At 68.0% G+C, this 24,003-nt stretch carries 16 protein-coding genes; 9 read left to right on the top strand and 7 right to left on the bottom strand.

Translation table 11 applies throughout. The annotated features are described in order from the left end of the window. Window positions 1-28: 28 nt before the first annotated feature. The 4 genes from QM809_RS18530 to eccD are packed head-to-tail and all read right to left on the bottom strand — an operon-like array spanning window position 29 to window position 7,323. Complete coding sequence (locus QM809_RS18530) at window positions 29-2,170, bottom strand: toll/interleukin-1 receptor domain-containing protein (protein WP_415047322.1); 2,142 nt, start codon at window positions 2,168-2,170, stop codon at window positions 29-31. Beyond that, the gene (locus QM809_RS18525) at window positions 2,167-4,458 is read right to left on the bottom strand and encodes a WD40 repeat domain-containing protein (RefSeq protein WP_415047321.1); all 2,292 of its coding nucleotides are present in this window, start codon (window positions 4,456-4,458) and stop codon (window positions 2,167-2,169) included. Before QM809_RS18525 ends, QM809_RS18530 begins: the two co-directional genes overlap by 4 nt. After that, window positions 4,397-5,884: a type VII secretion-associated serine protease mycosin gene (gene mycP / locus QM809_RS18520; RefSeq protein ID WP_415047320.1), complete on the bottom strand. Its 1,488-nt coding sequence runs from the start codon at window positions 5,882-5,884 to the stop codon at window positions 4,397-4,399. Before mycP ends, QM809_RS18525 begins: the two co-directional genes overlap by 62 nt. Next, window positions 5,884-7,323, bottom strand: a complete 1,440-nt coding sequence (eccD, locus tag QM809_RS18515; protein ID WP_415047319.1) for a type VII secretion integral membrane protein EccD — start codon at window positions 7,321-7,323, stop codon at window positions 5,884-5,886. Before eccD ends, mycP begins: the two co-directional genes overlap by 1 nt. Before the next feature lie 143 nt (window positions 7,324-7,466). Here eccD and eccCa point away from each other — a divergent pair, with 143 nt between their 5' ends. From eccCa to QM809_RS18470, 9 genes are all read left to right on the top strand, one after another. Next, window positions 7,467-8,954, top strand: a complete 1,488-nt coding sequence (eccCa, locus tag QM809_RS18510; RefSeq protein ID WP_415047318.1) for a type VII secretion protein EccCa — start codon at window positions 7,467-7,469, stop codon at window positions 8,952-8,954. Between the two features lie 1,502 nt (window positions 8,955-10,456). Next, entirely contained in the window at window positions 10,457-10,870 is a 414-nt protein-coding gene (locus QM809_RS18505; protein WP_415047317.1) for a helix-turn-helix domain-containing protein, read from the top strand. Window positions 10,871-10,942: 72 nt separating this feature from the next. Then, window positions 10,943-11,671 carry a hypothetical protein gene (locus QM809_RS18500; RefSeq protein WP_415047316.1) on the top strand — a complete coding sequence of 243 codons (729 nt, stop codon included), beginning with the start codon at window positions 10,943-10,945 and terminating at the stop codon, window positions 11,669-11,671. A 1-nt stretch (window position 11,672) separates the two neighbouring features. Next, on the top strand, window positions 11,673-13,643 hold the full coding sequence (locus QM809_RS18495; RefSeq protein ID WP_415047455.1) for a DNA primase family protein: 1,971 nt from the start codon (window positions 11,673-11,675) through the stop codon (window positions 13,641-13,643). Then, window positions 13,640-14,902: a hypothetical protein gene (locus QM809_RS18490; protein ID WP_415047315.1), complete on the top strand. Its 1,263-nt coding sequence runs from the start codon at window positions 13,640-13,642 to the stop codon at window positions 14,900-14,902. Before QM809_RS18495 ends, QM809_RS18490 begins: the two co-directional genes overlap by 4 nt. 855 nt (window positions 14,903-15,757) lie before the next feature. Then, complete coding sequence (locus QM809_RS18485) at window positions 15,758-16,468, top strand: hypothetical protein (RefSeq protein WP_415047314.1); 711 nt, start codon at window positions 15,758-15,760, stop codon at window positions 16,466-16,468. Further along, window positions 16,465-18,534 carry a relaxase/mobilization nuclease domain-containing protein gene (locus QM809_RS18480; protein WP_415047313.1) on the top strand — a complete coding sequence of 690 codons (2,070 nt, stop codon included), beginning with the start codon at window positions 16,465-16,467 and terminating at the stop codon, window positions 18,532-18,534. The genes QM809_RS18485 and QM809_RS18480 overlap by 4 nt, the downstream gene beginning before the upstream one ends. 4 nt (window positions 18,535-18,538) lie before the next feature. Then, window positions 18,539-18,679 carry a hypothetical protein gene (locus tag QM809_RS18475; RefSeq protein ID WP_415047312.1) on the top strand — a complete coding sequence of 47 codons (141 nt, stop codon included), beginning with the start codon at window positions 18,539-18,541 and terminating at the stop codon, window positions 18,677-18,679. 901 nt (window positions 18,680-19,580) lie between these two features. Then, window positions 19,581-20,438, top strand: a complete 858-nt coding sequence (locus tag QM809_RS18470) for a hypothetical protein (RefSeq protein ID WP_415047311.1) — start codon at window positions 19,581-19,583, stop codon at window positions 20,436-20,438. A gap of 210 nt (window positions 20,439-20,648) precedes the next feature. Here the strand turns inward: QM809_RS18470 and QM809_RS18465 are convergent, their stop codons facing one another. The 3 genes from QM809_RS18465 to QM809_RS18455 all read right to left on the bottom strand — a co-directional run bounded on the left by QM809_RS18465 (window position 20,649) and on the right by QM809_RS18455 (window position 23,937). Next, on the bottom strand, window positions 20,649-20,843 hold the full coding sequence (locus QM809_RS18465) for a hypothetical protein (RefSeq protein WP_415047310.1): 195 nt from the start codon (window positions 20,841-20,843) through the stop codon (window positions 20,649-20,651). Between the two features lie 203 nt (window positions 20,844-21,046). Further along, window positions 21,047-22,135 (bottom strand): BsuBI/PstI family type II restriction endonuclease, encoded by a 1,089-nt coding sequence (locus QM809_RS18460; RefSeq protein WP_415047309.1) that lies wholly within the window; start codon window positions 22,133-22,135, stop codon window positions 21,047-21,049. 2 nt (window positions 22,136-22,137) lie between these two features. After that, window positions 22,138-23,937: an Eco57I restriction-modification methylase domain-containing protein gene (locus tag QM809_RS18455; RefSeq protein WP_415047308.1), complete on the bottom strand. Its 1,800-nt coding sequence runs from the start codon at window positions 23,935-23,937 to the stop codon at window positions 22,138-22,140. Between the last annotated feature and the right edge of the window lie 66 nt (window positions 23,938-24,003).

Here is a 24,003-nt window from a genome sequence, read left to right as displayed (position 1 = left end):
GAACACACCCGGCCGGCACGCCACCCGGCTACCGGTACAGGCCCAGGCCGCGGGCCTTCTCGACGGCGTGCGCGGCTCGTCGTCGTTGGTTCGAGTTGTCGCCGTCGTCGTGGGTCAGCTCGACCCGGCGCAGGTGCCCGTCGCGTCCCACGGACAACAGCGTCTTGCCGTCCCGGGTGAAACCGAGTGCGCGGACCGGCTGGGGGCTCGGCCGGCGGACGGCGACCACGGTGAAGTCGGCGGTGTTGAAGACGTGGACCGCGCCGTCGTCGAACCCGAAGGCGATGTACCGGTCCCGGGGACTGAGCGTGACGGCCGCGGACCGGTGGACGGGCTGCAGCAGGAAGGCCAGTCGGTCCAGTTGTTTCTCGGCGTCGAAGCGGATGCGCGCGGCGCAACCGAAGTTGGCGGTCGAGTGCCCGCCGGTGAAGACGTGACCGGTGCCTGCGGTCACCACGAGCGGATCGGCGTCCTGCATGCACCCGGTGCCGACCCGATCGCGGTCGCGCAGGGTCTCCGGATCGAGCTCGAACACGAATCCGAAGTTGGTGCCGATGTAGAGCCGGCCGTCGCCGCCGCCGACACTCGTCGCGAACTGGTCGGTCTCGACGACGTCGAGGTCGCCCGAACGCAGGTTCAGGCGCCCGACTCCGCGTGACGAGCACGCGACGTAGGCGACGGATCCCGGGCCGGGGAGATACAGATCAGACGGGGCGCAGGAGACGGGAATCCGCCGGACGGACCAGTCCGACGTCGTCACGACGTGAACCACGCTCTCCGAGGAGGCGGTGTCGACGGCGGCGATCAGGGCGGTCTGCCCGTCGGGCGAGAGAGCGAGCACGCCGGTGTGCCCCGTCTCGGGCAGGTCCAGGTCGACGCGTCGGGTCAGCGCCCCGGTCTTCACCTCCGCGGTGAAGAGGCGTCCGTCCGCGGTCAGGAGCAGCATGCCGTCGGAGTCCGGGATCTGGGCTCCGGCGGTCCAGCGCCCGTCGCCCGACGCGGTGACCGCTCCGACCGGTGTGGGCCAGTGCACGACGTCGCCGGCATCGGTGAGAGCGTCGATCCCGGTATCGGCGGCCCGGATCGCGCGGAGCGGAGAACCCGCCCCGCGCAGGGTCAGGGGCCGGTTGCGGTAGTGCACGTCGACCAGGAGGATCTCCGCGCCGACGGCGACTCCCAACCAGGCGTCGTCGGGTGTCCAGGCGAGGGCGACGCCGCGTCCGGACAGGGGAACGGAGCGGTAGAGCCTGCCGTCTCGGCCGGTGACCGCGATCCGGCGTCCTCCGTCGGTGAGTCGAGCGCGGAAGCGCCGGTCGCCGCTTCGCGCCGTCGTCTCCGCGGTCCGTGCGCGGAGCACCGAACCGAGCGGGGACCGGCCGACGGGCACGACGGCGTCCGGGAGCGGGACCGAGAACGCCCGGGCGAACTCCCACCGGGCGACCTCGCCGTCGGACTCCGTGTGCGACAGCAGCTCCAGGTGCCGGTAGGGACCGACGTGGTAGGCGTCCTCGTAGCGGTTCGCCCGGTCGAACGACTCGATCGCCTCGTCGATCTGTTTCGCGGACCTGTCGAAACCGTTGTAGACCTGGACGCCGAGCATGAGGAGGACCAGCGTGAGCACGATCCCGGCTCGACGCCACGACTTCCGCCGGCTCTGCCGGGTCGCCGCGGCGCGCACGAACGCCCGCACCACCGGCGGCGGTTCCGCACCGGCGGGCCGAGACCGCAGGAACTGCGTATAGCGGATGAGCGCGGCGCCGGTGACGAGGGACCGGGCCGGTCGGCCGGTGTCGTCCCACTGCCCCGCACGGGAATACAGTTCGGCACGCAGCCGGTCGTCGTCCCCCTGCAGCTGCCCCATCCGATGCAGGACGTCGTCGACGGTGCGCGCCGAATCCGGCCACACCATCAACTGCGGAACCTGCCAGAACTGGGCGGCACGGACCTCGGCCTGACAGTTCTCCGACTGCCGCCAGCGCGGAGTGTCGATCACGACGACGAGCGCGGCGCCCCGGATCCCGGCTTCGATCTCCTTCATCCAGGGCACGGTGACGGGGATGCTGCGCTGATCGATCCAGACGCGGAGGCCTCGGGCCCGGAGTCGATCGGCGAGCCGGAGCGCAGCCGGGCCGTCGGCGCGGTTGTACGAGATGAAGACGAGATCGTTCACCGGTCGGCGGCCTTCGGTTTCGGGCACTCGGTGAGTGCGAACGTGGAGCGGGTGGCCCCGGTGAAGACCGCCAGCGTCTCGTTCGGATAACAGAACCAGCGCCGTTCGCGAATCACCTCGAAGAGCCGTTCGAGCGAGCCTCCACAGCCGGCGCACGAGGGGAGCGACCAGGAGCGATCGTCGTCGGTCCGGATCCAGATCCGGTGCGTCCGGACATCCCACCGGAGGTCGGTCGCCGCGCGGGGCCCCACGTCCGCCCGGCCGGCGAGGGCCAGGGCGCCGTCGTCGGACACGTCGATCTCCGTGACGACGCCGGCGTCGGTGCCGACCGCGACCGTGTTCCCGTCCGGCGTGACCGCGGCGACCACGGGAGTGCCCTCGCCGAACACCGGACCCGGAGCCCACCGGGCGGTCGCGCCTCCCGCGGCGGCCGGCCTGCGGAAGTCGAGTCTGGACGTCGTGCCCTTCCGGGCGATCGTGACCAGCGCATCGTCGTCGAGAGCGATGCGGGTACCGGAGGCCTCGGCGGATGCTCCGGACGTGCCGACGGCCGCGGAGGGCGTCTGCGCGCGGGAGAGGTGACGGGTGAGCTCGTCGATCATCAGATTCCCCCGACTACGACAGACCAGGCGTGAGCGGTGGGCGTCGACGACGACCCGGTCGACCGAGTCGAAGGAGTCGCAGACCTGGGCGATCGTGCCGGAGGCGACGTCGAGCACCCGGGCACCGGAATGCGTCGACGCGAAGACGACGAGGCCGTCGTCGTCGACGGTGACCCGCTCGGTGCCGCGGGTGGTCGTGACGCCGAGCGGGCGGAGGTCGCCGCCCGTGCCGACGAAGACCGCTCCGGAACCGTCGACGAAGACGACGGTCTCGCCCGTCGGCGAGACCCCGGATCGATCGAGCCCGTCGGGGTCGGCGGTCGCCGGGAACCGTTGCCGGATCCGGCCGGTGGCGACGTCGACCACGGCGATGCGTCTGCCGTCTCGTACGGCGGCGAGGATCCCGGAGGGACCGGCGCGAAGCTGGTGGATCGCGTCGAACCGGCCGGTGCGTCTCGCCGTCCACCGGCCTGCCGAGTCGGCGGTGACGGCGAAGAGCTCCTCGCCGACGGCTGCCGCCGCAGCGGTGCCGTCCGCGCTGAGGGCGATGTGATCGGGGTAGTCGGAGAGGGTCGTCTCGGAGGATCTGCCCGACTCGACATCGGTGATGCGGAGCACCTTGCGATCGTCGTAGGTCAGGACGGTCCTGCCGTCCGGAGTCGCCGAGAGGTCGTACAACGGTGACCCGCCGATCTGCCTGCGGGTCGTCATCCCCCCGTTCCGCAGATCCCAGCGGGCGAGGGTCCCGATGCTGTCGGCGGTGACGAGCACGGAGGGGTCCGCGGTGAACGCGGCGCCGTTGAGGTGGGCGTCCTTGCCGAAACCGATCACACCCAGGCCCCACGGGTGCGCCATCGTCGTGATGAGCTTGCCGTAGGCGGCGGACGGGACGGGGCGGTCCGCCTCGATCTGCTGTTGGACGAGTCCGGCCGTCTTGAGCGCCTGGAGATCCGCGCGTTCGTCGTTGTCGGAGACCGAGAGCAGGCCGCCGGCCAGCAGATTGGCGGAACGGCGTTCGGTGACGGCCTTCCACCCGGTCACCGCGATGAGGGCCACCGCGCCGAGGACGGCGAGTCGGAACAGCCATCGTCGTGAGCGTCGCCTCGCCTCTTTGCGGACCGAGCGGTGGGAGGCTTCGAGGAAGGCGCGGACCTGGTCGTCCTCCGGTCGTGCGACCTCCGCGGCATCGGAACGGTCCGCCCGCTCGAGCGCCCGGACGACCGCGGCCCGGTCGCTGATCAGAAACCCCGGATCGCCGCCGGACGCCCGCCACGCGGCGGCCTGCGCCCGGAGGCTCTGCGCATCGCGGTAGCGGTTCAGATCCATGCGGAGCGCCGTCATCAGCTGGGCGTTCCGGGCGCCGACCTCGGTCGCCGGAGTGTCCCAGAGGATCCAGTTCAATTCGCCGAGGAACTCGGGAACCCGGGTGTCGTCGACGGGGCCGACGCGGATCGGGATCAGCTTCGCGGTGCGCCGCGCGGACAATGCGGCCATCATCTCGGGATCTTCGAGGAGACGGTCGGACACCGCGATCATGATCGCGTCGTAGCCGTCGTCTGCCGGGCGGCCGTCTGCCGGTGAACGCAGAACCGTGACGCCGCGGTCGTGAAGCACGGCGCCGATCTCAGCGAGTGCCCGGTCGTCGTTCGGGGAACCGAGGACGAGGACGCTCGTCTGATCGTTCACGCACCGAGTGTAGCCAGGTGTCCGACGGTATTGGCGGTGTCGCCCGACTCCTCGTCAGCGCGAACACCGCCGCCACCACGGCGGCGCCGAGGGCCAGCGCGGCCGCCACGGCGACCACGCCGCGGTGATCCGGCTCCTCGGGCACCGGCGCGGCGAGCACGACACCGGCGCGCGGATCGGGGAGGTCGTCGACCTCGGGCAGCTGTGCGGTCAGGGCGGCCACCGGATCGACGACGCCGAAGCCGACCGCGGAATCGGGATCGTCGCTGTCGAAGGCGGCACCGCCCTGCGCGGTGCGGACGATCCGGTCCCGCACCTGCTGCGCGGTGAGCCGGGGATGGCGGGCCCGGACCAGTGCGACGACACCGGCGACGTACGCCGCCGCGTAGCCGGTCCCGGTGAGCGGGCGCGGGCCGTCGTCGCCGTCGAGCGCGTCGACCAGCCGGGTGCCGGAGCCGGTACCGGCCAGGCTCACCGTCGCGGTGCCCGGTGCGGCGACGGTGACCCACGGTCCGCGCAGACTGAACTCGGCGGGGGCGCCGGTGCGGGTGTCGACGGCGCCGACGGTGAGGATCTCGCGCCCGAACCGCGCCGGGGTGGCCAGCGTCTTCGGGAGCGCCCACGCCGCCGCGGGGCTCGCCGCCGCGACCGGGTTCTGATCCCGGCAGCCCCCGGACCGGCTCAGGTTCCCCGCGGCCACGACCACGACGGCATCCCGGCGTCGGGCGAACTCCAGCGCACTGGCCACGGCGTCGTCGTTCAGCGCCGAATCGCCGGGAACGCACGCGGCCTCGGAGACGGTGACCACGTGCGCACCGAGGTCGACGGCCCGCACGATCGCCCGGGAGAGGGTGCTCAACGGCCCGTATCCGGCGCCGACCGTGGGTTTCGGGACGGTCCGGCCCGAGACGGGCGTCTCGGGCACGGTGGAGGCGTACGCGCCGCTCGACTGCCGGACGGAGATCAGTTCGGCCTCCGGCGCGACACCGGCGAACCAGTCGTCGGGCGACGGCCGGCCGGCGATGATCCCGGCCACGAGGGTGCCGTGCAGATCGCAGTCGGACAGGCCGTCGCCGGCACCGACGTAGTCGCCGCCGTCGTCCACGCGGGGGAGTCGGGCGTGCGGGGTGATCCCGGTGTCGATCACCGCGACCCGGACCCCGGCGCCCCGACTGAACCGCCAGGCCTGCGGCACGTTCAGGGCGCGGTGGCCGGCCGGGAGCGTCGCCGGATCGGTGGTGGAGCGGGCGGGCGTGGCGCAGTGGGTGCGCCGCTCGGTCGGTTCGGCGGGACCGATCGGCTGCGCGGAGACCTCGACCAGCGCGGCGACCCGCGGACGCGTCGCGAGGGCGGTGCCGGGCACCAGCGCACCCGGTAGTGCGACGGCGCAGGCCAGACACAGCGCCGACCGGAGCAGACGGCGCATCACAGCTCCCGCACCGCGCGGTAGGCGTCCAGGAGCCACAGCAGCAGCGGGACGATCACGGCGATCACCGCGTACTCGGCCAACTCCAGCGCCCGTCGTTGCAGCGGCGAGAAACTGTGGGAATCGGCCGTCACCCCGATGAGGAAGGCCGTCGCCGCCAGCGCGAATCCGCTGAGACAGAGGATCACCGCCGACCCGGTGCCCGCGGGCACGGCGAGTACGCAGACCGCGCCGCCTGCCAGGAGGGCGGTGCTCTGCACCCGGTCGACATGCGTACGACCGCGGGCGAGCAGGGTCGCCGCGACCGCCGCGCAGAACAGCAGCGCCTGGACGGTGCCGCCGTACGAGAACGACACGGCCAGGACGGCGGCGGCGGTCACGCTCACCGCACCGAGGACGATCCCGGTGAGGTACTCCGAGGCGAGGGCGGAGCGTCGTTCCAACTCGCCCAGGTCGACCAGGGCCAGGTCCGCGACCGCCTCCACCGGGTCCGGTGCCATCGCGTCGACACCGTCGATCGGGTGCTCGGCGACCGTGTTCTCCGGCGCGGGCGGCAGCGTCGACGGCACCGGGGGAAGGGGGAGTCGGCTCGCGGCGATCGCCAGGCGGGCGGCGACCACCACGGTGAACAGGCCGACGACGGCGGTCACCGCGGCCGCCCCGCGGAACCCGGTCGGGAGCCCCGTCGCCGCGAGGCCGCCGACGACCGACAGCGCCGCGACCGTGCCGAGCGCCGCGTGCAGACGCGGCGCGCATCCGGTGGCCCGATGGACCACGAGCACCGACACCAGCCCGCACGCCGCGGCGATCACCGTGCTCGACGCGGCATCGGCGGGCGGCACGAACGACCCGGCGAGGGCGGCGGTCGGGAACGCGCACCACGACAGCGTCGCGATCCCCCGCGGATCGGCACCGAACCGGGCGCCGAGCACGGCCGCCGCCGTCAGGATCACCGCGCACACCGCGCTCACCGTCCCGATCAGCAGCGGCGCGTCGGCGGCCGCCCGCCCGGCGAGCACCGCCAGCGCGGTGACGGCGCCGCAGACCGCGTACCCGAGCACCCGCGCCGAATCGGTGGTCCATCCCGGCGCTCGGGCGTCCGCGAGATGCGCGAGCCCGTCGACCACGTCGTCGACCAGGGCACCCGGCGCCTCCGGCAGATTCCGGTGGATCACCAGGAGCTCGCCGTCGACCACCCCGGCCTCGGCGAGCGAGCTCTCCACCGGCAGCGGCGGTGCGCCGATCCGAGCCAGCGTCCAGCGCGGGAGCAGGTCGATCGAGTCGGGATCGTCGGTCGGCGGGTCCGGGACGCGCAGCAGAACCAGCAGATCGCCGATCAGCGCGGCGATCGGCGTCCTGGCCGGAAGCGCGACGTCGACCTGCGTCGAGGCGCCCAGAATCGAGATCCGAACCGGTTCCGGTTCTGCCGTTACGGTCATTCCGCAAACCCTCCCCCGAGGTTCTTGATACAACCTTCATCATCGCCGTGAGGCGGTGATGGACGTCGACTCAACCACGAGATCCGGTGTCCGCGAGGCGATTCGGGGGAATTCGCCCGCACTTCGACTTCGGGGGGAGTCCGATGGAATCGACCGTTGCCTTCGTGCGCCGAGGACGTCCGGCGCCACCGGTGCCGCCCGGCGGCGAACTGACCCTGACCGGGCCGCCGGAGGTCGGCCGCGCGGTCCCGCAGAACATGCTGGTGCGCCTGCTGCCGGTGGTGATGGTGATCGGCGTCGTCGGGATGATCGCGCTCATGTTCGTCACCGGAGGACGCGGGACGCTGGCCAATCCGCTGTTCCTGATGTTCCCGCTGATGATGCTGACGTCGATGGTGGGCATGCTCTCCGGCGGCCGCGGCGGACCCGCCCGGGCGGCCGAACTCGACGAAGACCGCAAGGACTACCTGCGCTATCTCGCGCAGACGCGCGGCCGGGTGCGGCAGACCGCGACGCGGCAGCGCATCTGCGCCCTGTGGAGTCATCCGGACCCGGGCGCGATCCCGGCCCTGATCGGCACGGCGCGGATGTGGGAACGACGCCCCTCCGACGCCGACTTCGCGCAGGTCCGGGTGGGTGTCGGCACGCAGGCGCTGGCCACCGAACTGATACCGCCCGAGGTGGCCCCGGCCGAGGACCTGGAGCCGGTCTCGGCGCTGGCGCTGCGTCGTTTCGTGCAGGCGCACGCCGCGGTCCGCGGCCTGCCGACCGCCGTCTCGCTGCGGAGCTTCCCGGCGATCGGACTGCAGGGGTCCGGCGACGACGCCCGGTCCCTGCTCCGGGCGATGCTCGTGCAGCTCACCGTCGCCCACGGCCCCGATCACCTGCGGGTGGCGGTGGTGACCGACGATCCCGTCGCCCCCGCCTGGGACTGGGCCAAATGGCTCCCGCACGTGGCGCACCCGGTGCTGCGCGACCGCCTCGGAGCGGTGCGGATGATCTACGACGCCCTCGACCGACTGGAGGAGGACCTCGCCGACGACCTCGCCGAACGCGGACGCTTCTCGCGGTCGGCGCCACCGGTCACCCACCGTCCGCACCTGGTGGTGGTGCTCGACGGCGGCCGACGCACCGGCGACGAGGAACTCGCCATCGGAGCGGGCCGCGAAGGTCTGACGGTGATCGAGGCGGCGCCGGACCCGGAGTCGTTGGCGGTGCGGCGCGGTCTGCTGCTGGCGGTGGAACCGGGCGGGCTCGCGGCGTGCACCGCCGCGGGCGTCGAACGGTTCGCGACACCGGACGGACTGTCGCTCACCTGCGCCGAAGCCTTCGCCCGGCGGCTCGCGCGCTACCGGTTGGCCGGCAGTCTGCCGCTCGCCGGGCTGGAGACGTCGCACACGGCGAGCGACCCGGGCCTGCCCGCGCTGCTCGGCATCCCGGACGCGTCGGCCTTCGACCCGGGACGGGCGTGGCGCGGCCGTTCGGCCGTCGACCGGCTGCGCGTCCCGATCGGGTACACCGCCGACGGCACCCCCGTCGATCTCGATCTCAAGGAGAGCGCCCACGGCGGGATGGGCCCGCACGGGCTGTGCATCGGCGCGACGGGAAGCGGGAAAGCAGAATGCGTATAGAGGTACCTATTGAGAGGTGACTTAGGTTACACGAAAGGGGCTGCGACGGTGGTCTCCCGGAGGTTGTGTAAGAAATGAGAATCTGACGAGACGCCGTTTCCGCAGTTCAGAAGGGGTAAACCGGGATTGTGTAAGAAACGGGGGGTCGATTTCGGAAACTTTCCACAGACGGACACAGAGGTCGTCGCCGTGATCTCAGCCGCGTCTCCCGTCCATCGTTTCAATACCCTGGGGGGTATATCGCTCTTCTAGGGAGGAGGAAACACCCCTCAGATGCGGGACAGGAAGGATGTTCCAGAGGCCCGTCGACACCGTCCGTCGATGCCTACCTCGTGGGGTGTCGACACCGTCCGTCGGCGTCTACCGTCGGCGTCTACCTCGTGGGGTGCCTCAGTCGGGTGTCGACACCGTCCTCGTGTACCGGATTCGAGGGGTGTTCACTCCTCCCTAGAAGAGCGATATACCCCCCGGGGTATTGAAACGGTGGATTGGAGCGTCATCGCAGTGAGGATCGTGGCGGACTCGGGCATCGAAAGGTCGGCGACGACCGCTGCGTCCGTCTGTGAAAAGTTTCCGAAATCGACCCCCCGTTTCTTGCACAATCCCGGTTTACCCCTTCTGACCTGCGGAAACGGCGTTTCGTCGGATTTTCATTTCTTACACAACCCCGGTGGTCGCCCGTGTGAACCCTCTCGTGGCGGCGCCGCTGCGTCCTTCTCGGCGTCGGTGGGGAAGTGATCGTCGAACGGGTGTCGGCGGGGTGCCGGCTTTCGTCGACCGCGGCGACGGTGTTCCTCGGGCTTCGGTGTCGAGGTGGTCGATGGGGGAGGTCGCCGGCCCTTCGGTTCGATGATGTGTCCGATTCCGCAATGCGTTCCTTTGTGAAAAGTTTCCGAAATCGACCCCCCGTTTCTTGCACAATCCCGGTTTACCCCTTCTGACCTGTGGAAACGGCGTTTCGTCGGATTCTCATTTCTTACACAACCCCGGTGAGAGGTGTCTCGGACGGGCTTCGGGGGTCGCCTATCGCTGGATGATCCATGAGGTCTGTCGCTGGATGATCCAGACGTTGCCGTGAATGTCGATCCGCGGGTTGCGCAAACAAATTCACTTGTGCTGAGATGGAGGCAGTTCGAATCCGATGTGATCAGACGATCACGCGAGCGAGATCGACGACGTGGCCGGCGGATGAGCCGTCCGTCCACATCGAAGATCGGCTTCGTTCCGGCTTGCCGGAGCAGGTTTACGTGTGCGGTCCCGAGATCGCTTAAGAGACTATGGCAAGGGGCTGATTCTCCCCCGTAGCGGTGACAGGACCCGGATTCGGTCCTGGTAGCTGGGAAGCCGAGGTGGCAGGAGTCACCGTGAGAGTCGGGTGGTAGGTGGATGCGGGCTCACCCACATAACTGAGGTACGGCGGATGCGCGTTGCATCCTCACGGGGCCGGCCGTCAGGGACCCGGCGCAGCCATGTCTGCGCCCTGTCTCTGGAGGCCCCAGACGATGACTCTGTCCCCCCATCGCATCGACGCGGTCGATCCCGACCTGCAGGCGACGCTCGCCGTCGCGTCCGTCGAGCATCCGATCCGCCACTACCTGGGTCTGCCGGGAGCGCCGACGCGGTCGACCGTGATCTGTGCGATCCGCAACGGGGAGCTCGCGGCCCATTTCGTGGGCCGGGAGTACCGGATCGCCGAGCGCGATTTCGCCGCGTGGATCGACTCCCGCCGCATCGCCGCCGATGAGGCCGATGTCGCCCCGCACAACCGCCGTCGTCACCGCCGGCACGATCGCAATGCCCTCGATCCGCGGACCCGTGACTGGCTCGACGAGGTCCTCGCGGATGCTCCGCCGATCCCGGCCGAGCAGGCCGGCGCCGTCGCCCGCCTGATCATCGCGGGAGGCGCGGCATCGTGACCACAAGCGAAAACCCCGCCGGTCAGGGCGGGGCCTCGAAGGAAATGGGCGTTTCCGGATCCCAGGGTAGCAGTGATACCCCCACCGGTACCACCGGTCGGCATCGCCGCGCTGATCGAGGACTGGCGGGACGGCCTGAACCGGATCACGCGCGCCGACGTCGGCCCCGACGTCAAGGTCGAGATGCTGGCCGACCTGTGGGCCGAGGCCGACGGCATCGCCCGCGAGTCTCGGAACGATCAGCTGCGGCGTGAGGTGCAGATCATCGCCTCCCGGCTGACCGAAGCCCGCTACGACGCCGATACCGCCGTCGACGATGAGGGACTGGACCGGATCGCTCGGCAGACCAGGCGGGCCGACGTCGAGGCCCGTGCGGTCCTGGCCGAGACGACGCGGCCGACCGCGGCCCCCGACAGCTACCTCGACAGGGGCGAGCAGACCAAGATCGCCGCCCCGCCGCCGAGCATGGTCATCTCCCAGGTCGTCGCCGCCTACTGCGCCCCGAGCAAGCGCGCCTACCTGCGCCGTTTCAGCGCCGATCGGGTCGCCGCCGGCCTGCTCGGTCGCATCAACGAGGCCCTGGACACCCGCAACGCGGAGATCAAGGATCCCAACAGCGCTCTCGTCGGACGCAAGGCCACCCCGCGTGAGGAGCTTCCCGTCTTCGCCGTCGCCGCGCTGGTGGCGACCATGCACGACGTGGTGCTCATCCAGCCGGAGACCTCGGCGACGGTCGACACGGAGAAGTCGGCCCTGGGCATCTACGACGCGGACCGGGCCAGTCGCAGCCACGGCATCTGATCTGACCATCGACGACGAGATCAGGAAGGCCGCCGCGCGGTACCGCCCGGACATGGACACTCGGATGTTCACGGAGGTCCTCGTGCACCTGCGCACGCGCTGGGCCAGGCGCGTCACCCGTGCCACGGACCCGAATCTGGTCGCCTGCGCGAACGGGATCGTGGACCTGAGCGATCGCGACGCCGAGGGCGTCCCGAGCTTCCGCCCGTTCCACCCCCGGTACGTCTTCACCTCCAAGCTCGCCACCGCCTGGAATCCCACCGTCCTCGACGTGCCGATCGCTAATCGCGAGGGCTGCATCGAGGGACACACCGATCCCGCGCAGTGCGAGAAGAACGGCCACCGCTGCACCCACTGGAACGTCGAGACCTGGATGGACTCCCTGCACGACGACACCGAACTGGTGGCGCTGACCTGGCAGATCGTCGCGGCCGCCCTGCGCCCCGGTGAGTCGTGGAACAAAGCGGCCATGTTGTACTCCGAGTCCGGCAACAACGGCAAGGGCACGCTCGTCAGCTTGTTGCGCACCATCATCGGCGAGGGTAATTACGCCAACATTCCGCTCGCGGATTTCAGCCGGGACTTCCTGCTCGAACCGCTGACCCGCGCCTCGGCGATCCTCGTCGACGAGAACGCGGTGGGCGCTTTCATCAAGGATGGTTCGCTCTTCAAGGCGGTGGTCACCAACGACATCATCACCATCAACCGCAAGTACCGGAATCCGATCGCTCATCAGCACCAGGGATTCATGATCCAGTGCATCAACAGCTTACCGCCGTTCTCCGACAAGACCGACTCGTTCTACCGCCGGTCGCTGCTGATCCCGTTCGTCAAGTGCTTCACCGGGGCCGAGCGCAAGTACATCAAGGATGATTACTTGCGGCGCCGCGAGGTGCTCGAATACGTGCTCTACCGCGCGCTCCGCATGGATTTCGATACGCTCAGCGAGCCGCGGGCGTGTGCGGCGCTGCTGGCCGAGTACAAGATCGCGAACGATCCGATCCGGGCTTTCTGGGACGAGATCTCTCCGGAGCTCAAATGGGACCTGGCACCCTTCCCGTTCGTCTACGACCTCTACGTCGCCTGGATGAAGAGGTACATGCCCAATGGGAAGCCGGTGGGCAAGCTGGCGTTCACCCGGTCGCTGGTGACCGTGGTCCAGGGCGACCCCGGGTCGAGGTGGGTCTGTGACGATCATGAGCGTCAGCACCGCCCCGGTCAGCGCATGAGCATCCCCGAGCCGCTGATCCGCGAATACTGTCTCGAACACTGGGGCAGCCCGGACGCCTCCGACCGGGTCCGGCGCTGCACGCAGGTCGAGACCAAGTCGAGTTACCGCGGTCTGCTGCGTAAGGAGGAGGCGCTCAAGGAGAGCGCCGAGATCGCCGAGGCCTTCGCCGCCGCGCCACAGATGGACGCCGCCGGGGAGGAGATCTACGAGCGGATCCTGGCCGGCGCCGACGACGCCGCCCTCCAGGCCCGTCACGTCCGTCCGGTGATCGACCTGACCGTGGGGCAGATCGCCTCCGAGCCGGCCGATCCCGAAACGGTCGCTCCGACCCCGGAGACCGAGGTCGCTCAGCAGGTCGCCGACACCGATGAAATGCCTGTTCAGAGTCCCGCCGAGACCGCGGCCACCGAGGACCGCCGGTCCTGGGAGGAGGCCATCGCCTCGGCCTCGGCCGCCGCGATCCCCGCCGCCGAGCCCGAGCCCGCCGACGACGGCGACGTCTACGACGAGTACGCCGTTCCCTTCGAGAACGGCACCTTCGACGAGGCCACCGAGAACGCCTACATGGAGCTGCTCCGCGAGGAGGAGCGCGAGAACGCCGCCCGCGCGGCCCAGAATCCGACGCCGGTCGTCGGTCTCGACGGCAAACCGCTGATCCTGACCGCCGATTCTCCGATCGTCCTGGCCGGGCTCGCGGAGGCGACCCCGCGGGGCGCCCACGGTGAGGGAGCGGTGTCGTGAGCGGGGGTCGGCGTGACGCCGATCCCGTGCCGCTCAAGCGCGAGGGCCACCGGTGGGGCTTCTACGCCGCGGTGATGGGGGTCTGCCTGCTGCTGTCGATGGCCGGAAACGGGCTGCACGTCTGGTCGCAGTGGCACACCGACGTCGCCGCGGGCGTCGATCGCGGCGACACCTCGCCGTGGGTGCCGACGGCGGCGATCATGGTCTTCCCGGGGATGGTCATGGTGATGACGGAGATGGTCGTGATCTCCTACCGGCGCAACGCCGGTGGCGTCCGGACCGTCATCACCGTGATGGCGGGACTGGTCGGCCTCATCACGCTGGCGGTCTCGTACCTCGGTCTGGTGTACGTCTGCGGGACGATCCTGGGGATCCCGGGGTGGCTCGGTTATCTGGCGCCGCTGGCGATCGACGCGCCGATCATCGCTGCGACGATCGGTCTGTGGGACGTGGTGAACACGATCCGCGTCGACCACGTGGCCGGTGCCCGGCCGGTGGCCGACCACGTGGTCGATCATGTGGCCACCGGTGGCCGGCCGACCACGTGGCCGGTGGTGGCCGACCGGGTGGCTGCTCCGGTGGTCGAGGGGCCGGTGGCCGGAGGCGAGCCCACGGCCGTGACGGTGGCCGACCACATGGCTGATCCGGTGGCCGACCACATGGCCGACATCGAAAAGCCGCAGTTCAGGGCGCTGTCGGCCGACTGGCCGGTGGTGGCCGCCAGTGCGCCGGCCACCCCTGCGGCCACCGTGGCTGCTTCGTCGGCGGCCGAGGATGCCACCGATGGCCGACCGGCCGACCACGTGGCCGATCTCGTGGCTGCTGTCCGGCCGGTGGTCGGTGAGGTGGCCGACCGCGTGGCCGGTGGCCGGTCGGCGGTGGCCGATCAGCCGGCTGGCCGGCCGGCGATGGCTGCTCGGGTGGCCGATGATCCGGAGGTGGCCGACCACGTGGCCGGTGGCCGGCCGGTGGCTGATCCGGTGGCCGCCGGTGAGGTGGCCGCCCCGTCGGCGGTGGCCGGCGACCGGCTGATCGAGGTCGCCGAGCGGGTCCACGCGCGGGCGAACACGGCCAAGCCGATCGAGGACGTGCTCGCGGTGGTGAGGTTGCTGGATCGTCAGCCGGAGATGTCTCGGCGGGCGATCGCCGGTGAGACGGGCGTGGGCCGGTCGACGGTGGACAAGTGGGCCGGCGTTTTCGACGAGGTGCGCCGGACGGAACTGGAACCGGTCGGCGGAGCGTCCGTCGGCGCCGAGTAGGGGAGATGTGGATGAGCGACAGGCCGGTCGACTACGACGAGGGCGACGAGGACGACGACGTGATCGCGTGGGACGGCGTCGACCCCGCGACGGTGCCGCCGTCGTGGTTCTACGACTACTGAGCGACTCCGACTGAGCCCCCGGCGACCGATGGTCGCCGGGGGCTCGCCGCTGTTCTGCCGGCGGATCCCCGCGGACGTCTCCGAAGCCCGAATCGGGGTCCTTCTCGCACGTCGTCGGCCCCTGCGGAGGCCGCACCAGAATGCGCCATCTCGCGGTGTCCACACCTCGCAGGGTCCAGCGCTGCGACCTGCGTGAATACAGGCTTTATCAGATATGTGCGAGCCACATCGCAGGTGGGATATGTGGTGCGGGCGAGGGTGGACGGGGTACCTGCGAGGGTCCCTGACCTGCGGCGACGCGAAATCATGGGTGAATCACCGGGGGAGCCCGCGCGCAATTGCTCGATCAGAGGACAAGGGCGAGTGGTGCACCCGGCTTCTGACGTGCCTCGCCGGTCGTGTCCGTCGGCCGTAGTCCGCCGGCGGGCTCGGGTCGATCCCCGGCGGCTCGGCCGGGGCAGTCTTGGCCGCGGGGCGACCCGCGTCGTCTCTCGCGGCGTCGGCCGCGCTCGTCGCCGCGTCAGCGGCATCGTGCCTGCGCGTCCGCGAGGGCGCCCGTCCTGCTTGGGGTCCGGGGCGCGCAGCGGCCCCGGCGAGATCCCGCGTACCCCCGAAGCGTAGCGAGGGGGCGTTGAACAGGAGGAGCGGAGCGACGACTGTTTAACGGCAGGGAAGCTTGCTGGGGTGCTCAGCTACAGCGCGGAAGCGACGGTGACAGAGTACTGTGAGGGGCATGGCGACGGCGGACGGCGGCGATGAGAAGGACACCTCGGCGACAGCCGAGGTGTCCTTCGATGAGCTGGCGGCCGCCGTCGCCTCAGCGGTGGCCGGGCCGCGCGCCGGCGCGCCGGCCGCCGGCGTCGTCGCCGAGGCGCTGCGCCGGCGCGACGCCGGCGAGAGCTTCGAGACGATCGGCGCGGCGCTGGCGATCACCGCGAAGCGGGCCTCGACCTGGTGCCGCACCGCGGCGCGCATCGACCCGCGGTTCGACGCGCGGGAGGCGAAGCCGCGCAAGAAACGCGTCGAGTCTCAGGCCCGCACGCCGTTGGAGAAGTTGATCGGCTGGCGGCCCCGGCCGGGTACCCGAGAGGTGTTGGAGCGTCGCGCCGAACAAGAGGGCCGGTCGCTCACCGACCTCGTCCAGACGGCCGTCGATGCCTACCTGGGCCGGAAAGCGGCCGGGGTCGAGGTGCTCGTTCGGCGGGAGCTGCGCAAGGGTCTCAAGGCCGAGCTGGTCGCACTCACCGCGGCGCTGGATGCGCGGGAACGGGACCTGGCGCGGCAGGGGAGCAATCTCAATCAGCTCGTCAAGTTTTGTCATCGCTACCGTGAGTTGCCGGTGGCGATCACCGGGGAGCTCGCTGCCACGCGGACCGAGTTGGAGGTCACACGAGCCGAACTGACCGCTCTGCGAGAGTCGGTCGATCGGCGGCTGGCCGAATGACCACGCTCAGCGGTTCGACTCTGTACGACGCCGGCGGCTTCGACGACTACCTCTCGTCGGCGGCGTCGCACGATCAGGACAACCCGCACGGAGCGAGCGCCCGTGTGGAGCTGATGAGCACTCTGGGTGACTGCTCGGCGCGGACCTTCATGGACGACCTGCGCCGCACGCGCGTGGCGTACGGCAAGGCGCATCTGGAGGTCGAGGCGTACAGCTATGTCCTGTCGCACGCGCACGAGGAGGCCGACCCGCTCGACGACGAGGCCGGACGGCGGGTGCACGAGCTGGCCCGGGAATGGGCGGCCGACGCCTTCGGTGGCCGTCAGGTCAAACTGGTCACCCAGCGGGACAACGGTCGCTGGGAGGGCGACGGCGACGATCGGATCTGGGTCGAGGGTCACTGGCACACCCACATCGTGGTGGCCAACGTCGCGGAGGAACCGGTCACGCTGCGGTGGACCGACGCCGAGGGCGTCGTCAGGACCAAGCATTACCGGGCCGGTCGTGCGATCGACGGCGACCTGAAGAACATCTACCGGCTGCGCGGGATCACCGATGACGTGGTGCTGCGGCGATGGGGGTACGACAACAAGGCCTATGTCGAGGCCTGCCGACGGTTCAACGAGGGTTCGGCGAGCAAGCAGGATCTCGCCCAGCGCGCCGAACGCGGCTACTCGACCTACGACCAGGTCCGCGTGAAGCTGCGCGAGGCCCGCTCGCAGGCGGACTCGTGGACCGACTACGTCACCCGGCTGCAGGCGGTCGCGGTCGACGTGCGGGTACGCGGCAAGTCCGGCGTGAGTTACGCCTGGGTCGGTGACGACGGCCTGGAGCGCAAGGCCAGGGCGAGGGGCAAGGCCGGTATCGGCGCCGAGTTCACCAGGGTCGAGGTCGAGAAGCAGTGCGCGACGAACGCCGAGACCCTGGCTCGCGGGGAGAGTCTGGAGGCGCCCGAGCCGGTGCTGGTGATGCCCTCGACCACGGTGCTCCCGGACCGGCCGAAGCCGGTGTACCTGACCCCGGACGGGAGACCGCCGTGGGAACAGGCGGACGCGCGGGAGGACTACGTCGAATACGTGAAGGCCACCGGCGGCACCTACGAGGGCCGAGCCGCCGAGGCGCTCGGCGTCGACGCCGAGACCGCGGCGCGGGCCGGGGTGGACATCGGCGTCGAGACCGGCACGGTGGTCGCGACGGTCGACGCCGGTGACGGGCCGGTCGGGTTCGAGATCGACGCGGGGATCGTCGAACGACGGCTGGAGCTGGAGTCGGCCGAGGCGCGGTTCGACCGGCATGTCGAACAGGCCTCCGCCGCGCTGGACTCCCGCGCGGCGGCGATCGAGACCGACCGGACCGCGGCGGTCGCCGCCGGCCGTGCCGAGGGCCTCGCCGCGGGACGGGCCGACGCCGTGACGGCGGTGCGCGAGGAGACGCGGCAGGCCCGGGCCGAGGCGGAGAAGACCGGCTACATCGCGGGGGAACGCGCCGGCCGGACCGCGGCCGAGACCGTGTGGGCGACCGAGACCGAGCCGGCTCTGCGCCGTCGGGTGCGTACCGAGGTCGAGAGTGAGGTGCGCGCGGAACTGAAGGAGGACGTCGACGCCGCCGCCGAAGATCGACGAGCCGCGGCCGCCGAACGCCGGCAAGCGGCGGACGAGGCGGCGCGGATCCGCGCCGAGGCCGCCGCGCGCGCCGAGAAGATGCTGACCGAGGCCGCCGCGGAGCTGGAGGTGGTCCAGGGGCTGCACACCGAGGCCGATGCCCGGCTGGCGCGGATCTCGGCCTGGGATCCCGAGCGTGCCCGCGACGGGATGAACAAGTGGGTCCACCAGGCATTGATGGAGGATAAGACCACCTTCCCGGGGAGTACGGCGTACAAGCATTACGCGCGTGAGGGGGAACAGCTCTACAAGAGGAGACGGGGCATGGGGTACCAGGAGGATCCGCGTGAGACCGTCGGCCAGGCCCGGGCCAGGATCCAGGCCCAGCTCGGTCAGGCGGGGAGCAAGATCAACAGGGTCAATCAGCGGCAGCGGCAGACCGACCAGACCTACGGACAGGACTGATGAGATGACGCACTTCCTCGGGTGGGCGGCCGAGGCCGACCTTCTCGATCAGCGGGCGGCGTTGCTGGAGGCGCAGGCCGACGACCGCTACGACCGGGCGGCGAGGTGGTACGGCGGCGTAGGGCACGGATTTCTTCATTTCTGATCGAATCTTGTGTCTAGTGTCGTGTGTCGTTAATTCCTAAATTATTTGGGGGTGAGAGAATGTTTTATGGTGAACTCTCTCGCCGCGTATGGTGAAAGGTGAATAACTTTCTATTACACCAATAGGGGCGCTCGAGGCAGTTTTGAAAAAATGCAACATTGCGTGCTAGTGACACATCGACGGTTGATAAGGGGGGGCATTCTTCTGCTGGTGTGGGCGCCATTCTCATGCCGGCGGGCTGGTTCTCTATGCTGTCGAGTTACCGGCCACGGTAGGGATTGGGATCGAGCTGACCATGCGGGGTCTCCTCGGTTGAGTGTGACGGCTTCATCGGTCCCCCTTGGTCTTTGCTGCACGGTGTGTCTAGTGGATTCGGATATGATCTTACATCGGCGTGTAAGTTGTGTAGAGGAGTCTTGGTGAAGGTTGATTCTGGCGATGACCCGGGGGATCCGATTATGTACGGTACCCAGTCTTCCAAGTGTGGCTACTTGTAGATTCGGAATGTGATAATCATCCTAATAATTTGATGTCAACCTTGAAGTTATTGACAGGTTGGGTATAATCAAGTTACCAACAACAGGTTTAAGGAGGCGAGTTAAGGGTGGAAGAATTTTATCTCCGTACTTTTCTCTATGTTTCACCGGAGGAGGGGGCTTCAGATGTAGTTAATGTATTGAATCATGTTGCAGTGTCTGATGAATTTCTTCGGACCTATGCGCCAGTGTTCAAAGAGTCGAGTCAGCAGGGTAGGGTTTCGGTAACTTTATCCCTCAATGGAAATTCCCTCGAGGAGGCTCGGCGCGCGGCGGACGAATTCCTTAGTCGCCTCTTGAAGGGGTACGAAGAGCATGTTGGTAGAGTCGCTGTCGGTGGAGAGTCATTGCTATCCTATGCGTAGGTGAGTCTGATTTCTAAGGAATGGATATTTAGCTCTTTCCGGCACTACGCTCCACAGATTGTTCTTGCTTTTGGCACAACTATAGTGGTGCCTGTATCTCTAATGAAGAGTATTGGATTTCGGCTTGGTCAAGATTACTATCTTGAATTTAAGATTTGGCTAGCCGTGCTTTCATGCCTTCTTATTGTGGCGGGAACCCTCTGGAGTGGTCGACGATCCTTCCGGGTGCAAGAGTTGCAATCAAAATATGGTCAAGTGGAAGCGATTGCAGAACGCTATAAAGTCGGTGTGCAGGAGATTGTGGATAAGCAGTTCTTCCAGTTATTGGAGGAATGTGAGCTGATCAAGGATGGTGGACTTCCGAAGGGTGAAGTTAGAATTACTCTCTACTTTCATGTAAAGTCATACTTTATCCCAGTGGCAAGGATTGCTGGAAATCCGAAATTATCGCAGATGGCAAGATCTTCCTATCCTGACGATGAAGGCTTGATTAAGTTTGGCTGGGAGAAGGCGGGCGGTATTGTCGATTTTCTTCGCAGCGATGAGGATGAGCTGACTGCCAAGGAGTGGATTGAAAGAGTCACTTCCAACGGCTGGAATGCGCCGTTAAGTAAAGAGGCTGCTTCGAAAATTCGCATGAAGTCGTTAAAGTATTATATGCATAGACTGCATTATGGATCGGAGGCTATAGGCCTTATTGTTGTTGAGAGTACAGTCAAAAATGGATTTCCCAATAATGTGGAAAATAAGCTGAAGAAGGCGAACTCAATTCAAGATCTTTGCCAGTTGTTAAACACTCTAAAGTCTTCGCATATATCGAATATCTGTGATGATGAGATCGTGTCCTGCGAGGATTGACAGCCCGCTGCGACGTGGAGCTGTATCGGGGCGACGGTGCGGGACCTCCTGGATCTCAGCGAGTTCCTGATAGTGAGGTAGGCAGGGCTGAAGAAAAGTCGTGATTCAGCAGGTCAGGATCCATGCTGTGGTCTGGTCTGGATTCCGTTCGTGGTGGCGTAATCCCGCGGCGATATTGGTCCATTGTGTTTGGTAGCTCTAGGGGTGTACTCACAGCTTGCTGGAAGATTCAGCAGGGCGCGAGGTCGGGTGGGGTTGAGCTGCCTCGGTTGCGGTGCGGCCGCTCTCGTCAGCGAGCAACTTGTGGACGGTAGCGACCGACACCCCGACCCCGGCGGCGATTTGACGGATCGACTCGTCGCGGTCGCGCCGAGCCATGATCGCTGCGCACTTGTCGTTGACCACGCTCGGTCGGCGTGAGCGCTGGGTCCAGGATCCGGCTGCGCTCGAATTATTCGATCCACGGCAGCTGAAGACCCCCGTGACCGAGTAGGTCACGGGGGTCTTCAAGTGCGTGGGGTCAGCGGCGCGGGACTAGGGTGACGTGGTCGACGGAGACGGCGCCGAATTTCATCTCGTCGCGGTAGCTGCGTTCGCTGGCGCGGTCGTTACGGGTTGAGATCGGCCCAGGTGAGGAGTGCGTCGGGCTCGTCCAGGAACCACGCGTAGGACTGGCGAGCGATAGTGGGGATGGCCTTCTTGAACGGTGGAGCGGTTCGGCTGGCGAACGCAGTGAGGAACCTGCACTGTTCCTGGCGTACTCCGTGCGCGGTAGCCCAGTCGAACAGTGCCTTTTGGCGCGACTCGTCGATGGGGCCGTCGGTCGCCACCACCTCGATCATCCAGACCTCATCCCGGCTCGGGTCCAGGTCCATGAGTAGCAGGTCCGGGAGCAGCGTTTGCTGGTTGATCGGAAGTCCCAGGGAGGCGAGCATAGCACCGTCGACGACGTTGACCTTCTCTCCAGACTGAGAAATGAAGATTACCGTGGGATTCAGCAGGTAGGACGTGGCAAACTCCTCAATGACACCCCTGATGATCTCGCTGCTCAGGCCTACATGCAGTGCCCGGGTCGACCCGTCTGGGAGCGCGACGTTCACCGCCGTCGCGCTCTTCGACGCCTGGTGGGCGCGGGCTGCTCGGGCCTTGCCCGTTGCCGAGAGGTGCAGCTTCTGCCAGGCTGCGATCGCGTTGTCGAGCGGTTCTCCGGTCAATTCCGGATCGAGGAGCGAAGCGAACTCCTTGGTGAGGGTGTACCTCGCACCGGACGAAGTGGTCTGGACGGTGCCGATGTCGATCGCGGCTCCGTTGACAATCCACGCCTTCATCGTGTCATCGCGGATCGATTCCCGAGTGGTGTTCGCGTACCAGAGTTCTGTGGGAGGAGTGCCCCAAGCGGCCTGGACCTCGTCCACCGCCTTGGCGCTTTTCAGAGACGCATTGTAGTAGGCCAGGCGTTCCTGGTCCTTCTGGTGATGGGTGATCGAATCACGCATCCAATAGACTGTCGCCGGCCTGACTGGGTTGACGCCGTCGATCGCCCCGACGTACATCATCGTGAATGCGACCGTCGCTGCTGTTGGGTTGGCCGCATGGGTTGTCCCGGTGATCGACTGTGGCAACACCTTTTCGAGGCGCTCCTGGTATGCGGCCCGGTCGGCGAGCAGCGCGGGCAGGGATGTCCCCGGCTTGGTCATGTCTACACTCCATAGGCGGCATCGACGGCAACGGCGAGGTCGGCATCGCCCAGTGCGGACCACGACTCGATCACTTCTGCGTCAGGCAGCGGAAGTGCGGACAGTTCATAAGCGGAGACCGCGACGGACCCCGTCATGCACCGGTAGAGCCGATCGACGGCGGCGCTGGCGAACAGCGCGTCGACGATCCGCAGAGTGAGTACTGACGAGGAGTCCGGGCAGCTGAGGACGTTGACATGGTTCTCGATCACGATCTCGCCGCCCCAATCGTCGAGCGTTGCTTGGTCGAGCGAGGCGCCTACGAGCCGGCGCGCCTGCTCGGGCGCAGTGGTTCGCTGCAACACGTAGGCGGGCTCTGTGCGGACGTGGCTACTCCGTGTGCGGGGGGTGGCGGGTACCATGTAACGCTGGCTGTCGCGGCGGATGTCGCGATGGAGTTTGCCGCCGTCGATGTCGGCCGCCCAGAGGATCGCTACCGCGGTCTTGCACGGCTTCTGGCGGATCTCATCCTTGTGTCGATTCCAGACAAGCGGTCCGGTGCTTACCGACCACCCGTAGTCCGCTAGGCGATGCGGCATTTTCGCAGCTATCCGGAGCAGTGCGACATCGGCTCTTTCTCGGGGCAACAGCCACGGCTCCGCGCTTTGTGCCGGTAGGGCTCCCGGGCCGATGTACTTGCGTTCGGCATGTCCGTTGACGGTGAGACGGTTCTGGTGAACCCCCGTGCGTCGCCCGCCGACTACGAATGTCGCCAGCACAGTCTCTTGTAGTGCCCCAGTAGAAAACACACCTCCGCGCTCGGTGACAAAGGTGACCCGTCGGGGCGGAGCCTGATTGGCAAGGATCGTCCGCAGGCCCTTGAAGTATGAGCCGCCGAGCCAGCCCGCGGGGATCAGCGCTGTGACGACGCCTCCGGCGACGACCTGCTCTACTGCGGCGGCGAGGAAGAGTGCATAGATGTTGGCGTGGCCAGTGAGCGCGTGCGCCCACCGCTGGCGGTCGACGTCGGTGAGGGTCACCCGACCATAGGGTGGGTTCATCACAATCGCTGCCGCTGGCGGGCCTTGGGTGTCGAGGCCATCGCGAACGGTGAGCAGGGCAGGCAGCTTGCGTCGCCGGGACGCAGGAACCGCAACCCATAGGGGCAGTAATTCGGCGGACAGGATGAGATTGCCCAGCCAGACCGCAGCGGAATCGAGGTCGCGTCCTGCGACAGCGGAAGTCACCGCGGCCAGCGCGAGCTGCGGGTCGGTGGTGCGTTGCCCGGCGAGCCAGGTGCGAAGCGGTGGTAGGAGTAGGCAGCCCGCACCGGCAGCTGGATCAAGGACGAGTCCGTCTGGGTATCCGCCAGCGGTCTTCAGGACGTTGGCCCAGAGCTCCTGCGCGAGCAGAGCCGGGGTGTAGTGACGTCCGTGCTTGGCGCGGACGGTCGGAGCTAGACCAGTCACGTACGCGTCGGCCAGTTGCTCGGGACTCGCGTCGAGGAGGTCCTCGCGAATAGGCACGTCCTCGATGTCGATGTCTTCGGGCAACGGCGCGGCCACGGACTCGAGCGCATCAGTCGCCCGGCCCGATAGTCCGACGGCGCAGGCTCGTCGAGCCCACCACTTCGGCGCGGTGGCGAGTACGCGAAGCGCTTCTATCGGTAGATCGATGTCAGCTGCGGCGGAGCTCATCAGGCCGCGGCTACTGCGATTAGCACGCGGTTCCTCCTGCGGCACAGCTGTTCTCCTTCGGTCGTCTTCGGTCATTGTGCCGTACCCGTGAGGATCGACCGCATCGCCGTGCCGATACTTGCTCATCTACGTGAAATCCTTCCGGGAACTGGGTTCCTCCAGGGACGGTGGCGGGCTAGGGTTCGCTGGCGC

It is taken from the genome of Gordonia sp. (in: high G+C Gram-positive bacteria), assembly GCF_047600385.1.
In the GTDB taxonomy this organism is placed as follows: Bacteria; Actinomycetota; Actinomycetes; order Mycobacteriales; family Mycobacteriaceae; genus Gordonia.
Note: the sequence above shows the minus strand (reverse complement) of the source record. Positions and strands in the feature narration are given on the sequence as shown.